This window comes from Bradyrhizobium sp. LLZ17, assembly GCF_041200145.1.
Classification (GTDB): Bacteria; Pseudomonadota; Alphaproteobacteria; order Rhizobiales; family Xanthobacteraceae; genus Bradyrhizobium.
Genome location: NZ_CP165734.1, coordinates 7772140 through 7786011, shown reverse-complemented (window position 1 = coordinate 7786011; position 13872 = coordinate 7772140). Strand labels below are relative to the sequence as shown.

12 protein-coding genes and 1 pseudogene are annotated in these 13872 nt (G+C 63.8%); 6 read left to right on the top strand and 7 right to left on the bottom strand.

Features of this window, described 5'->3' with window-relative positions:
- Positions 1-5 precede the first annotated feature (5 nt).
- Positions 6-1295 carry a TRAP transporter large permease gene (locus AB8Z38_RS37040; protein ID WP_369722469.1) on the top strand — a complete coding sequence of 430 codons (1290 nt, stop codon included), beginning with the start codon at positions 6-8 and terminating at the stop codon, positions 1293-1295.
- A 103-nt stretch (positions 1296-1398) separates the two neighbouring features.
- Entirely contained in the window at positions 1399-2175 is a 777-nt protein-coding gene (locus AB8Z38_RS37035) for a cyclase family protein (protein WP_369722468.1), read from the top strand.
- 10 nt (positions 2176-2185) lie between these two features.
- On the opposite strand, the gene AB8Z38_RS37030 is transcribed toward AB8Z38_RS37035, so the two are convergent.
- Both AB8Z38_RS37030 and AB8Z38_RS37025 read right to left on the bottom strand, forming a co-directional pair.
- A complete protein-coding gene (locus tag AB8Z38_RS37030) occupies positions 2186-2914 on the bottom strand; it encodes a Crp/Fnr family transcriptional regulator (RefSeq protein WP_369722467.1) in 729 nt (242 codons plus the stop codon).
- Positions 2915-3409: 495 nt separating this feature from the next.
- A complete protein-coding gene (locus tag AB8Z38_RS37025) occupies positions 3410-4123 on the bottom strand; it encodes a helix-turn-helix domain-containing protein (protein WP_369722466.1) in 714 nt (237 codons plus the stop codon).
- A gap of 151 nt (positions 4124-4274) precedes the next feature.
- Here AB8Z38_RS37025 and AB8Z38_RS37020 point away from each other — a divergent pair, with 151 nt between their 5' ends.
- Positions 4275-4592, top strand: a complete 318-nt coding sequence (locus tag AB8Z38_RS37020) for a cytochrome c (RefSeq protein ID WP_369722465.1) — start codon at positions 4275-4277, stop codon at positions 4590-4592.
- Between the two features lie 6 nt (positions 4593-4598).
- Here the strand turns inward: AB8Z38_RS37020 and AB8Z38_RS37015 are convergent, their stop codons facing one another.
- From AB8Z38_RS37015 to AB8Z38_RS37005, 3 genes are read right to left on the bottom strand one after another with little or no spacing between them, the layout of a single operon-like run.
- Entirely contained in the window at positions 4599-5702 is a 1104-nt protein-coding gene (locus AB8Z38_RS37015) for an ABC-type transport auxiliary lipoprotein family protein (RefSeq protein ID WP_369722464.1), read from the bottom strand.
- A gap of 3 nt (positions 5703-5705) precedes the next feature.
- Positions 5706-6473 carry an ABC transporter ATP-binding protein gene (locus tag AB8Z38_RS37010; protein WP_369722463.1) on the bottom strand — a complete coding sequence of 256 codons (768 nt, stop codon included), beginning with the start codon at positions 6471-6473 and terminating at the stop codon, positions 5706-5708.
- A gap of 2 nt (positions 6474-6475) precedes the next feature.
- Positions 6476-7612, bottom strand: coding sequence for an ABC transporter permease (locus AB8Z38_RS37005; protein ID WP_369722462.1), 1137 nt, complete (start codon positions 7610-7612; stop codon positions 6476-6478).
- Positions 7613-7781: 169 nt separating this feature from the next.
- Here AB8Z38_RS37005 and AB8Z38_RS37000 point away from each other — a divergent pair, with 169 nt between their 5' ends.
- Positions 7782-8057 carry a hypothetical protein gene (locus AB8Z38_RS37000; RefSeq protein ID WP_369722460.1) on the top strand — a complete coding sequence of 92 codons (276 nt, stop codon included), beginning with the start codon at positions 7782-7784 and terminating at the stop codon, positions 8055-8057.
- Positions 8058-8528, top strand: a complete 471-nt coding sequence (locus AB8Z38_RS36995) for a phage holin family protein (protein ID WP_369722459.1) — start codon at positions 8058-8060, stop codon at positions 8526-8528.
- 9 nt (positions 8529-8537) lie between these two features.
- Here the strand turns inward: AB8Z38_RS36995 and AB8Z38_RS36990 are convergent, their stop codons facing one another.
- Positions 8538-11231, bottom strand: coding sequence for a GNAT family N-acetyltransferase (locus tag AB8Z38_RS36990; RefSeq protein WP_369722458.1), 2694 nt, complete (start codon positions 11229-11231; stop codon positions 8538-8540).
- Positions 11232-11299: 68 nt separating this feature from the next.
- A pseudogene (locus AB8Z38_RS36985) lies at positions 11300-12138 on the bottom strand (universal stress protein).
- 207 nt (positions 12139-12345) lie between these two features.
- Here AB8Z38_RS36985 and AB8Z38_RS36980 point away from each other — a divergent pair.
- Complete coding sequence (locus AB8Z38_RS36980) at positions 12346-13869, top strand: AAA family ATPase (protein WP_369722456.1); 1524 nt, start codon at positions 12346-12348, stop codon at positions 13867-13869.
- The last annotated feature ends 3 nt before the right edge of the window (positions 13870-13872 follow it).

Genomic DNA, 13872 nt, shown 5'->3' with positions numbered 1-13872 from the left:
TCGCAATGGACATTTTCATCCTCCTCGGCACGATGATCGCGTGCTTCCTGATCGGCATGCCGATCGCCTATTCACTGGCGATGGCGGCGATCGCCGGCGCGCTCTCGGTCGGCATTCCGCTGGAAGCCTTGATGCTGAAGATCTCGGATGGCGTCAGCAAGGTTGCGATGCTGACGATTCCGTTCTTCGTGCTCGCCGGCGCCATCATGGCCGAAGGCGGCATGGCGCGGCGGCTGGTCGCCTTTGCCGACGTGCTGGTCGGCCTGACGCGGTTGCGCGGCGGTCTCTCCATCGTCAACGTGCTGGCGACGACGTTCCTCAGCGGCATCTCCGGTTCGGCGGTGGCCGACACCTCGGCGATCGGCTCGGTGATGATCCCGCAGATGGAGAAGAACGGCTATCCGCGCGTGTTCGCGACCAATCTCACCATCTCGTCCTCGGTGCAGGCCCTGCTGGTGCCGCCGAGCCACAACGCGGTGCTGTATTCGCTCGCGACCGGCGGCACCATCTCGATCAGCGCGCTGTTCATGGCGGGCGTTTTCCCCGGCCTCTTGCTCGGCTTCTCGCTGATCGTACTGTGCGTCGCGATCGCCTATCGCGAAGGTCATCCGCAGGGCCGCACTGTGCCGGCCAAGGAAGCGATCAAGATCACGATCGACGCGGCCTGGGGCCTGATCACGCTGGTGATCATTCTCGGCGGCATTTTGGGCGGCATCTTCACCGCGATCGAGGCCGGCGCTGTCGCCTGCATCTGGGCATTCTTCGTCACCATGTTCGTCTATCGCGATTACAAATGGCGCGACCTGCCGGTGCTCCTGCATCGGACCTTGCGTACCGTCGCGATGGTGATGACGCTGATCGCCTGCGCGTCCGCTGTCGGCTACATCATGGCGCTGACGCAGATGCCGGCGAAGATGACGGCGTTCTTCCTGTCGATCTCCAGCAACAAATACGTCATCCTGCTGCTGCTCAACGTGTTGCTGCTGCTGCTCGGGACACTGCTCGACATGGCGCCGTCGATCCTCATTGCGACGCCGATCCTCCTGCCGGTGATGCAGAACTTCGGCGTCGATCCCGTGCACTTCGGCATGATCATGCTGCTCAATCTCGGCATCGGCCTGTGCCATCCGCCGGTCGGCGCCATCCTGTTCGTCGGCTGCGCGGTGGGCAAGGTCTCGCTCGAAGAGGTGATGCGCAAGATCTGGCCGTTCTACGGCGTCATGCTGTTCGTGCTGATGCTCGTGACCTACCTGCCCGAGATCTCGCTCTGGCTGCCGCGCCACATTTTGCGCTAAAACTCCTTGCGCCGGCGCGTCACTTGACGTCGCCGGCGCGGCGCCCTCAAGATGCTCCGAACATGATGGAACATTTCGAGGAAACGCCCCGAGGAAACAGTCCATGTCGCGGAAGCTGATCGACATCTCCGTGCCGTTGCAGAACGACGTGCCGGCCGATCCGCCGGGCAATCACCCGACGATCCAGTATATCGACCATCAGCAGGGACTGCCGCGCATGCTGCAGTTCTTCGACGGTCTCAAGGCGGAGGATCTGCCGGACGGTCAGGGCTGGGCCGTTGAACAGGTGTCGCTGTCGACGCATAACGGCACGCATCTCGACGCGCCCTGGCATTTTCATCCGACTATGAATCGCGGCGAGCGATCGTGGACCATCGACGAGGTGCCGCTGGACTGGTGTTTCCAGCCCGGCGTGAAGCTCGACTTCCGGCATCTGCCGGATGGTTACGTCGCCACCGCCGACGACGTCGAAAAAGAACTCAAGCGCATCGGCCACACGCTCTCGCCGCTCGAGATCGTTGTCGTCAACACCAGTGCCGGGGCGAAATTCGGCCGGCCGGACTACGTCAATTCCGGCTGCGGCATGGGATATGAGGCGACCATGTACCTGCTCGACCGCGGCGTACGGTTGACCGGAACCGATGGCTGGAGCTGGGACGCACCGTTCGTCTTCACGGCAAGGAAATATGCCGAAACGAAAGATGCGGGCCTGATCTGGGAGGGCCACAAGGCGGGACGGCACATCGGCTATTGCCACCTCGAGAAGCTGCACGATCTGGACAAGCTGCCCTCGACGGGCTTTATGGTCTCGTGCTTCCCGGTGAAAATCGCGCGCGCCTCCGCGGGCTGGACCCGCGCGGTCGCGATCATCGACGATTAGGTGCGCGCGGTCAGTTGCCGTCGAGGCCGCTTTCGACGAGCTCGCGCAATGCCTCGGTGTCGAGCACAACGATGGCACCATGCTCGAGACGAACCCAGTTGCGGCCGGACCACGCGCGCAATTGCTTGTTGATGCTCTCGCGCGTCATCCCCACCATTTCGCTGATCTCCTGCTGCGTGATGGCGAGCGTGCCGCTGCCGGAGTCGAATTTGCGCTCTTCGGTGAGACCGAGCAGCGCGCTCGCAAGCCGGCCCGGCAGATTCTGCAGGATCACCTGCTCGACCTGCTGGCTGGTCCAGCGCAGCCGGGCGCAAAGCAGCTCGATGAATTTCATCGCCAGCGCCGGCTGGCTCTTCACGAACGGCAGGAAGTCGCGACGGTCGATGATGTAGAGCTCGCAATTGGTGTTGGCGGTCGCGTCCGCCGAGCGCGGCGCACCATCGAGGACCGCGATCTCACCAAAGATCTCGCCGGGGCCGATCAGATTGAGAATGGCGTTTCGGCCGTCGGGCGAGGACGAGGATATCTTCACGGTGCCCGCGATCACCGCGAACAGATTGTTGCCCGGATCGCCTTTGGCGGCGATCGTCGCGCCGCGTTTGACCGTGGTCTGCTTGGCGTAGCGGCAGAGCTGGTCGAGCGCCTCCGGTTCCAGATCTGCGAATATCGGATGCTTGCGCAGCACCGATAATTTGTTGCCCGACGGCTGTCGGGGATCGCCGGTCTTGTCCTGAGGCACGCCGGGACTCCTAAGACTGCGAGGCAGTGGAGTTCCTGCGTAGTCAACGTTGCCGGGCTTTTCAACCGGAAAGCACAGACACGGTTTTAGGCAAGTGCCGCTAAAAAGCCGCGAATGCGCCGAGACGCCGCACCCGCAAGCTGCGGCGATGCATTTCGGACGATGCAGAGTTGCAGGGCTGGCAAGCCGCGATTGCGTTGAGGCGCTGCCGTATAGGCGACAGGCCCAGCGCCCGCGCTTGGCATGTCCAAACCGGACTATTCTCTCAGGAAGCTCTGCGCTTGGCACCCGAATCAGGCCTGCTTGCGCTGGTCTGTAGGTCTGCCCAGGCCAGAGCTGCAGCGAATGCGACAAAGACGGCCACGACGGCAGTCATCACGAGCAGCGCTTCGGTCGGCATGGTGCCCCTCCCAAACTTTGTTCCGGGCAGTATTCGCATTGTCCGGCCGACGTCATTGATCGGGATCAAAATCGGGAAGCGTTTTGGAACGGCCGTCAGGCGGCGGCCAAGGCTTCGACCCTGGCGAGATCGAGCAGGCTGATGCCACCGTGGATGATCTCGATCGCGCCGCGGCGCTCCAGCCTGGTCAAGGTGCGGCTGACGGTTTCGATGGTCAGGCCGAGATAATCGGCGATGTCCTGCCGGCTCATCGGAAGCCACACCGTGTCCGAGGGACCCTTGAGCGAGAACAACCGCTCACGCCAGCCGAGGAGAAAGGCTGCGACCTTCTCAGCGGCCGAACGGCGGCCGAGCAGGACCATATGATCGCGGGCCTGGCTCAACTCGCGAATGGCGAGCTCGTTGATGCGCCTGAGGAGATGCGGCCGGTCCTCGATGAAACGGCCGAAGGGCGCCTTCGCAAACTGGCACACGGCCACCGCGCCGATCGCATCGGCCGAAAAATTGTGCCGGCCGGAAATATTCATCCCCAGGAAATCGCCCGGCAAGGCAAAGCCGACGATCTGGCGACGGCCGTCGGGCAGCAGCTTGTACAGCCGCATGACGCCCTCGAGCACGTTGAAGAACGACGTCGCGATATCCTCCTCCGAGAACACCGTCTCGCCGCTGCCGAAATGGACATGGCGGCCGAGATGCTCGAATTCCCTGAGCTCAACCGCATTCAGCGACGAGCAAACTGCCGATGCGCGGACCGCACAATCGCTGCAGAAATGCCCGTTCGGCTCGATCGTCACCACGGAAGCCTTCATCCACCGCTCCAAGCGCCGGCTGCCTCGATCGGGGCTGTCCACCGCGCGGGCTGCATTTTACTGCACCGCACGAAAGCCGATTGACCCAGATCAAATTTTGGCGCAGCTCCCCACCTTATTCTGCCTCCACAGCTTTATGGGGTGTCCTTCCATGCCGAAAAGCGCGCTTCGTCACGGCCTGATTGGACTGCTTCTGATCACGCCCGCGTTCGCCGCCCCGACCGCCGAACAACGCGGCAAGGCCTTCGCGCGGACCAATTGCGCCCGCTGCCATGCGATCGACCGCGTTTCCGCAAGTCCGCTCAAGCTCGCACCCCCACTGCGCACCCTGCACCGGCGCTATCCGATCGAGGCCCTCGGGGAGGCGCTGGCCGAAGGCATCTACACCGGCCATGCCGACATGCCGGCGTTCGAGCTCAATCCGGACCAGATCCACGACCTGTTGTCCTACCTGAAGACGCTGGAATAGAAGGCGTCACACCGCCTGCACGGTCCAGCCGATCAGCTCCTTCGCGATCTGCGCGAAGGCCATATCGAAGGCTGCGACTGCCGCGGCCGGCTCCATCTTGTCGATCTTCTCGCTGCTCTCGATCAGGCGCGAGGCGATCACCTTGCCGTTCTTGTTGACGATCCTCGCCGACAGTCCGATCTCGACCCGCGCCTCACCCTCTTTGGCAATGCGGAAGCGCCTGATATCGATCAGGAGCTGATAATCCGCTTGCCCGAGGTCGGTCGTGCGCAGCGGGGCATGGGCGATGTCATAATTCTCGAAACTGTCGATCAGCCGCGCCTGAACCAGCTTTGGAATGCTGTCGGCCCACAGGAATTCCGCAAAGCCGGGATTGTCCCCGACTGGCGAGAACAGCATCCGTTGCGTCTGGAGCATCGCGACCGCGGTCGGCTCGGGAATGGCCAGCGACCCCGCCAGGGTCTTGCCGGCCGCTCCGGGATTTTGCGGCGCGCGCAGGTCGTAGGTGATTTTCTGCGCGGGGGCCCCGCCACCGGTCATCTTTTCGAGGCCGGCCAGAATGCCGTCGAGTTTGCCGGTATTCCGCGCCAGGCCGTCGGAGAAGGTCCTGAAATTGGAGATCGTGTCCTTCAGCGGACCGGAATTGTCCTCAAGCACCGAATCGACGCGCCGCAAGGCATCGCGCGCCGCCTGCGTCATGCTCTGGCCTGCGCCGGCCTCGGCGATCAAGGTCAAGGTCTCACCGGATTTGGCGGCGATCAGGCCGCCCTCCAACGTCACCACGGGCACGCCAGTCAGCCCCTGGAAATCAAGGCCGACCTTGGTGTCGGCACGCACCGGCGTCACCGAAGCAACGGAGATGGTCGCGTTGACGAAGCGCGGATTGTCCGGTGCGAGCCCAAGTTGGGTCACCTCACCGACGCGGATGCCGTTGAACAGCACGCCGGCGCCGACCAGCAGGCCCGGCACCGGCCCCTGGAATTGAACGTGGTAATTCGTGCGCGGCCCGATGCCGCCCGTATTGTTGAGCCAGTAGACGAAGCCGAACACCGCGACGATCGCGGCCAGCACGAAGGTGCCGATCAGCACATAGGGAGCGCGGGTTTCCATGTCTCATCTCATCTGGGGTTGCAGCATCTGCGAGCGCTTGCCGTGGAAGTAGGCGTGCACCCAGGGATGCTCGGATTGCAGCAGTTCCCGCATCGGGCCGATCGCCACGATCTTGCCGTCGGCAAGGGCAGCGACGCGGTCGCAGACGGTGGTGAGGCTCGCGAGATCATGGGTGACCATGAACACGGTCAGTCCCAGCGTCTTTTGCAGCGTCCTGATCAGCGCGTCGAAATCGCCGGCTGCGATCGGATCAAGTCCGGAGGTCGGCTCGTCCAGAAACAGAATCGGCGGATCGAGCGCGAGCGCGCGCGCCAGCGCCACGCGCTTGGTCATCCCGCCGGATAGCTCTGAGGGATATTTGTCGCCGTCCTGCGCCCGCAGCCCGACCATCTCGAGCTTGGCGATCGCGATCTCGTCCATCAATTCCTTCGACAGCAGCAGATTTTCGCGCAGTGGAAACTGCAGGTTCTGCCGGACCGTCAGCGACGAGAACAATGCGCCCTGCTGGAACAGGATGCCCCACGTGGTGGCCGCGCCTTTCGTGCGGCCGCCGATCGGCTCTCCCATGACTTCGATGGTCCCGCTCCGGCGCGGGATAAGGCCGATGATGGTGCGCATCAACACCGACTTGCCGCCGCCGGACGCGCCCACGAGTCCGAGGATTTCGCCCCTGCGGACATCAAGCGACAGATGATCGAGCACGGTCTGGCGGCCGAAGCCGACCACGAGGTCGCGGACACGGATCGCGATTTCCTCCTGCGCTTCGGGCATCGTCACATTCCGATCGAGGCAAAGAAGATCGCGAACAGGCCATCGAGCACGATCACCAGGAAGATCGACTTCACCACCGATGTGGTCGTCTGCTTGCCGAGCGATTCGGCACTGCCCTTGACCCGCAATCCCTCGCTGCAGGCGACGATCCCGATCACCAGCGCCATGAACGGCGCCTTCAGGATCCCCACCTCGAAATGGGTGACCGAGACCGCCTCGTGCAGTCGCGCGATGTAGATCGCCGGTCCCATGTCGCCATAGAATTGCGCGACCAGGCCGCCACCATAGAGCGCGGCAATCGAGCCGATGAAGGCAAGGATCGGCAGCGCGATGACCAGGGCCGCGACGCGCGGCAGGATCAGGACTTCGACGGGATCGAGCCCCATGGTCGAGAGCGCATCGATTTCCTCCCGCATCTTCATGGAGCCAAGCTCGGCGGTGTAGGCGCTTCCCGAACGGCCGGCGACCATGATGGCGACGATCAGCACACCCAGCTCACGCAGCACGAGGATGCCGACCATATCGACGGTATAGGACTCCGCGCCGAACCTGCGGAAATGAAAGAACCCCTGCTGGGCAATGATCGCGCCGATCAGAAACGTGATCAGCATGACGATGGGAATCGCCTGCCACCCGATCCGGTTCAGCTGATAGACCAGCGACGTCAGCCGCAGCGTGCGCGGTGGCCGCACCACGCCGATCACGGCCATGAACAATGCGCCGAGCATTTGAAGAAAGATCGTGATGTCCTCGCGGGCGCCGACGGTCGCCTTGCCGAGATCGTTCAGCCTGAGGAGAACCGGGTTGGGCGCGGCGACTGGAGCCGGCGTATGGCGGTTGACCTGGCGCACTTCGTCCATCAGGCCGCTGAAATGATCGGCTACGCCGACGATCCCCGCCGATTTTCCCGATGATGCAGCCTTGCGCGACAGTTTCTCCAGCATCCACGCGCCGAGCGTGTCGAGCGCGCTGACGCCCGACATGTCCAGGGTCACGGCCCTTGATCGCTCGACATCGACCCCGACCGATCGGGACAGCGTTTCGAGCGTCGACACGTTGGCTGCGATCCACGACCCCTGGGGACGCAATTCCAGCACATCGCCAGACGGTGTTGCCAGCAGCAGGGGTTCCGAATTCACGCTGATATCCTCTTGGGAAAACCGGTCCCTGATATCCCGTGTTCTAGCTCTGCATGAGGCCGCTCGATTGACTTGCCTCAAATGCCGACCGCAGGAGCCTCGCTTTGACGCAAATCAAACGCTGTCGAGCTCGCTCGCATAGGCTTTCGCCGTTCGATGGAGACCGTCAATGTTCGATAGCCGCAGAACGAGCGACGAGCTGAAAGCACTGAAGGTCGACGTCACACGTCTGCTTGGCGTGGCCGGCGAAGAGATATTCGAATCATCAAAGGACCGCGCCGAAGCGCTCTCGGATCAAATCAAGGCCGCGCTGGCTGAACTCGGTGAGACCGTCGACGAGGAGCAGGAGCGGCTCCAAGAGCTTGTCGCAGAGCGGCCGGTCGCGGCGCTCGTCTCTGCCTTCGCGCTCGGCGTGGTGGTCGGATTCATGCTGAGGAGACACTAGGTGAACACGGACAATGTCGTCAAACATCTGCGCGCCCTGTGGCGCACGGACAGGATCATCGCGGACATCAGGCTGCGCCGCCTGCTGGTCGGACTGGGACTGCGCGCCTTCGCGGCGCTGATCGCTGCATTCGGGCTGCTGATGCTGGAGTTCTCGGCCTATTTCGCGCTGGTCCAGATCTGGAGCGCGATTGCCGCGGCGGCCGCGCTCGGCGCAATCAATTTCGTCATTGCGGCGATCGTCTTCGTCGTCGCCGGGCGTCCGCCGTCCGGCCACGACATCGAGCTCGCCACTGAAATTCACGGCACATCGATCGAAGCCCTGCAACTGGAGGCCCGGGCGCTCCAGGACCAGGTGAGCGGTGCGGTTCATCATCCGCTGAGCACGATCGTGCCAGTGCTGGTGCCCCTGATCGCGATCATCATCAAGACCATGCGGAAAGGCGCGAAACAACCAGCCGCGGAAGCGTAATCGACGCGTTCAGAGCTTCAGCCGGACGTCGCAGATATCGGGCTCGGCCGGATCCGGCTTCACCTCGAAGCCGAGTTGCCGGCACATCTCCAGCATCGTGGTGTTCTCCCTGAGCACATCGCCCGAGATGGTCTTCAGCCCTTCAGATCTTGCGTAGTCGATGTTCAGCTGCATCAGCGCCCATCCGAGTCCCCTGCCCTTGAGGTCGGACCGCAGCAGAATGGCGTATTCGCCGCTCTCGTAGACCGAGTCCGAATGAATCCGGACAACGCCGACCATCTCACCACTGGCCTCGTCGAACGCGATGAAGGCCATCGCGCGCGCATAGTCGAGCTGGGTCAGGCGTGCGATGAATTCATGGGTAAACTCCTTCATCGGCGCGAAGAACCGCAGGCGAAGGTCGTGAGGCGTCACGTGGCGCAGGAACTCGTGGATGATCGGCTCATCTTCGGGGCGCAACGGCCGCACGAAGATGCGCCAGCCGTCCTTGAGCGCGAGGCGGCGCTCCCACTGCGACGGATAGGCGCGGACGGCGAAATTGGCGGGCCCTGAGCCCGCGAATTTCCGCTGCGGCGGCCCTACGGCGACGCGAGCATCGACCGCCGTTACGCCAGTCTCATCCGCCAGCAACGGATTGATGTCGAATTCGCGGATTGCCGGAATATCGGCCGCCATCTGCGCCAGCTTGACCAGCACCAAGGCGACGGCATCCTGCTTGACCGCCGGAACGTCCCGATAGGCGCGCAACAACCGCGAGACGCGGGTACGGTCGATCAGGTCACGGGCCAGCTGCAGATCAAGCGGCGGCAGCGCCAGCGCCTTGTCGTTGATGATCTCCACCGCCGTTCCGCCGCGACCGAACACGACGACGGTGCCGAAGGTCGGGTCGTCGGCAAGTCCCAGGATCAGCTCGCGTGCCTTCGCCTTGACCACCATCGCCTGCACGATGACGCCGGAGATGCGGGCCTCGGGCCGTAGCTTGCTCGCCCGCGCCAGAATGTCGCTCGCGGCCGCACGCACCGCCTCCGGCGTGGTGAGATTGAGAACGACACCACCGACATCGGACTTGTGCACGATGTCGCGCGACATGATCTTCAAGACGACAGTGCCGCCTCGCGCAAATATCTCGTTCGCGTAGGCCACCGCCTGCTCGATATCTGCCGCCGCATAGGTCGGGACCATCGCGATGTCATAGGCCTCGAGCAGGCGCTTGATCTCGACAGGTTCGAGCCATTTGCGACCGTCAGCGACCGCCGCGGTTACGATCTGCCTGGCTGCCTGGACGTCGGGCACGAAATTCTCGGGCATCGCCGGAGGAACCTGGCTGAGCTCCTCCACGACCTCGCGATGCCTGACGAGGTGCATGAAGCCGCGCACCGCGTCGTCTTCGGTCGGGTAATTCGGAATACCGCCGCCAGACAGCGCTTCGATGATATTCGGACCGGCCCCGACCCAGGCGGCAAGCACAGGCTTCGCCCAGCTGCGATGCTTCTCGCGATATTTTCTGACGCGTTCGGTCACCGTCGTTGCGATGTCGGCAGCGGAGGCGATCGCGGTCTGCACATTGAGGACCAAAACCGCGTCATTGTCGGGATCCGCGAGCAGCACCTCGAGCGCCGCCGCATAGCGAGACGCATCGGCATCACCGACAATATCGACGGGATTTGCGCCCGACCAGGTCGGCGGCAGCACGGCGTCGAGATTGTTGCGCGCGTCGGCCGAGAGGGATGCGGGAATGCCGCCAAGCTCGACCAGCCGGTCGACCGCGAGGACGCCGATGCCGCCGCCATTGGTGAGGATGGCAAGCCGCTTTCCGGCCGGAGATCTGACCCGTCCGAGCGTCTCCGCGCAGTCGAACAGCTCGCGCAGATCGGACACCCTGAGCACACCGGCGCGGCGGAACGCCGCGTCATAAACGGCGTCAGCACCCGCGAGAGCGCCCGTATGCGTGGCGGCCGCCCGCGCACCCTGCGCCATGCGGCCGGACTTCACCACGACCACCGGCTTCACGCGCGCCGCCGCGCGGGCAGCCGACATGAACTTGCGCGCATCCTTGACGGCCTCGATATAAAGCAGGATCGCGCGGGTCTTCTGATCCATCGCGAAATAATCGAGCAGGTCGGCAATATCGACGTCGATCTGATCGCCAATCGAGACGATGCCGGAGAAGCCGACGCCGCGCTGTGCGGCCCAATCCACCATGCCGGCCGCGATCGCACCCGATTGCGAGATCAACGCGAGGTTTCCAGCCTCCGGCATGTGCGCGGCGAAGCTTGCGTTGAGGCTGACGCCGGGCATCATGATGCCCAGACAATTGGGGCCGATCAGCCGCATGCCGTATTTTCGCGCGACACTGATTGCGGCATCGTGCAGGGATCCAGCTCCGTGGCCGAGACCGGCGGAAACGATCAAGGCGCCCGCCGCACCGAGGCAGCCGGCCTGGTCGATAATGGCGGGAACCTCGGCCGCCGGCGCAGTGATCACGACGAGCTCTGGGACGAATGGCAGTTGGTCCAGGCGGCTCACGGCAGCATGGCCGCCGATCTGGGCGTGGCGTGAATTCACCAAGCCGACCGGCCCCTTGAATTCCGCCTTGCGGATGTTTTCAAGAACGGCGCGTCCAACGGAGGCCTGACGGGGGCTCGCGCCGACGAGGGCAACCGACCGGGGCGACAACAAATTCTTCAAACGGTAAGTCGACATGAATGCAATCGTCCGATCGGGCGACGGGTCCGATAGCTGGAACCTGGCTCGGGTGGGAGGCAACGCACCTAGTGCGAGATCATAACCCAGCACGGTGGCTGACCGATGACGGTCTTGGTAACGCCGCCCCAGACGATTTCGTTCAGACGCGAATGGTGGTAGGCGCCCATGACGATGGTATCGATGGCATGGGACTGCGCCCAGCTGCCGAGCACTTTGCCGATCGAGCTGCCGCTACCGTTCACGGTTTCGAAGGACGCGTAGACCCCGTGTTCCCTGAGATGATCGACCAGACTGTTGCCGGATTGCGCGATCGGATCGGCATTGTCGTCCGCCACCGTGATCACGCGCACCGTCGCTGCGGCCTGGAGGATGGGCAGGGCATCACCGACCGCACGCGCAGCGCGGGCGGAGTGGTCCCAGGCGATCATGACGTTCTCGAACTCCGGCCGCAGCACCTCCACATGCTGCTCCGGACAAAGCAGCAGCGGCCGGCCGGATCGAACAGGAATGTCTCAACCAGGTCTTCCGTTCGACTGTCGTGCGGCTTCACGGGGACCAGCGTGAGGTCGCTGAAATGCGCATGTTCGGCCAGGGTCGACGCTATCTGGTCTGCCGGCACCCTGCCCGACCGGCTTTGGGCGCGAACGCCTGTGCGGGAGGCCGCATCGATGAACGCCTTCAGGAGATGCTGCATGTCGCCCACCCCGCGCATGGCATCGCGCTCGGCCGGATCCGGGTCGTCAGGGAACACCACTTTCGGCCGGACGAAGACATCATCCTCAAGGGCAAGCGCGGTGATCCTGGCACCGAGGTCGGCGGCAACAGCAACGCACTTCTCAATCGCAGCGAGCGCAGGTCCGCGCGGCTGGCCAACCAGCGGCAGAAAGACGTCCTTGATGGGCATCGGGATTCTCCTTGCCGGCCAAAATAGGCCGCCTTTGGTCGGGACGCTTGATCCTCGTCAAGTGGGGGAACTCCGTCCAGTGAACGGACGACAGGCCTTGACGGAAGTCAAGGACTGGTCGTGATCCCGCTCTAAGGATTACTTTCCAAGGACTGCTATGGTTTGCGGCCGCACCGCTCGCCGACCCATCTGCACAGGCCGGCAGGGATGACTGACAATTCTGCGACCCAGGAACGGATCTTCGCGGCGCTGACCGCGCATGCCGGCGTGAAGCGGATCGACACGCACGCCGCTTCGGTCTTCCTCGACGGCAAGCGCGCACTGAAGATCAAGCGCGCCGTCCGCTTTCCCTTTCTCGACTATTCGACACTCGACAGGCGCAAAGCGGCCTGCGAGGAGGAGATCAGGATCAACCGGCCGCTGGCGCCACAGATCTATCATCGCGTCGTGGCGATCACGGAAGAGCCGGACGGATCGGTGAAGGTCGACGGCGACGGCCGGCCGATCGAATATGCTGTCGACATGTCACGCTTCGACGAAAGCCGGACGCTTGATCATCTGGCGAAGGCTCGGTTGTTTGATGTGGACCTCGCCTCGGCGATCGCCGATGCGATCGCCGCTTCACATGCGGCGGCGGCATGCGTCGACGGTCAGGGATGGACGTCTTCCATTCCCGCGCTGATCGACGGCAATAGCAATGGCCTGCGGAACGGCGGATATTTCCAGACCGCGGAGCTCGAGCAGCTTGCCAAGGATTCACAGCAGGCATTCTTGCGCGTTCGCGCGTTGCTTGATCAGCGTGGCCACCACGGCTTCGTGCGCCGCTGTCACGGCGACCTGCATCTTGCGAATATCGTGTTGATCGACCGCAAACCCGTGCTGTTCGACGCCATCGAGTTCGATCCGCGGATAGCGACCATCGACGTGCTGTACGACCTCGCTTTCACGCTGATGGACCTGCTGCGCCACGATCAGCCGCTGGCCGCCAACGTGGTCCTGAACCGCTATCTTGCCGCGACCCCGCCCGAAAATCTCGACGCGCTCAGCGCCCTGCCGCTGTTCATGTCGATGCGCGCGGCGATCCGCGCCCAGGTGGCGCTGGCACGGCTGAAGCCACCGCACTCCGGCGAGCACGAGATGCACGAGGACGCGCGTCGCTACTTTAACCTGGCCCAGGCTCTGATCCATCCGCCCGCGCCCCGCTTGATTGCCGTCGGCGGACTGTCAGGCACCGGCAAGTCGGTTTTGGCCCGCGCACTCGCGCCGGGCGTGGCGCCCCAACCCGGAGCGGTCGTGCTCCGCAGCGACCTGATTCGCAAGCAGATGTTCGGGGTCAGCGAGACGGAGCGGTTGCCGCCATCCGCATATACGCCGGAGCTCGCGGAGCGGGTCTACGACATGGCCGCCCAACAGGCCCGACATGTGCTGGCCCAGGGCCATTCGGCCATCGTCGACGGTGTATTCGCCCGCGACTTCGAACGAGACGCATTTGCCGCACTGGCGCGAGCGTGCAACGTGCCTTTCACCGGCCTCTTCCTGGTCGCGGACCTCGCAACCCGGCAGACCCGGATCGGAAGCCGACAAGCCGATGCATCCGACGCCACACAAGAGGTTGCCGCGCTGCAAGAGCACTATAATATCGGCCATGTCGGTTGGGCGACCATCGATGCCTCCGGGACACGCGAGCAGACGCTCCAGAGCTGCCGGGACGCAATCGCTGAGGGCAAATAAGGC

Bases quoted from the DNA above. Each gene is read 5' to 3' on its own strand.
- AB8Z38_RS37040 (WP_369722469.1), top strand. From the start codon at position 6: ATGGACATTTTCATCCTCCTCGGCACGATGATCGCGTGCTTCCTGATC.
- AB8Z38_RS37035 (WP_369722468.1), top strand. From the start codon at position 1,399: ATGTCGCGGAAGCTGATCGACATCTCCGTGCCGTTGCAGAACGACGTG.
- AB8Z38_RS37025 (WP_369722466.1), bottom strand. From the start codon at position 4,123: ATGAAGGCTTCCGTGGTGACGATCGAGCCGAACGGGCATTTCTGCAGC.
- AB8Z38_RS37020 (WP_369722465.1), top strand. From the start codon at position 4,275: ATGCCGAAAAGCGCGCTTCGTCACGGCCTGATTGGACTGCTTCTGATC.
- AB8Z38_RS37015 (WP_369722464.1), bottom strand. From the start codon at position 5,702: ATGGAAACCCGCGCTCCCTATGTGCTGATCGGCACCTTCGTGCTGGCC.
- AB8Z38_RS37010 (WP_369722463.1), bottom strand. From the start codon at position 6,473: ATGCCCGAAGCGCAGGAGGAAATCGCGATCCGTGTCCGCGACCTCGTG.
- AB8Z38_RS37000 (WP_369722460.1), top strand. From the start codon at position 7,782: ATGTTCGATAGCCGCAGAACGAGCGACGAGCTGAAAGCACTGAAGGTC.
- AB8Z38_RS36990 (WP_369722458.1), bottom strand. From the start codon at position 11,231: ATGTCGACTTACCGTTTGAAGAATTTGTTGTCGCCCCGGTCGGTTGCC.
- AB8Z38_RS36980 (WP_369722456.1), top strand. From the start codon at position 12,346: ATGACTGACAATTCTGCGACCCAGGAACGGATCTTCGCGGCGCTGACC.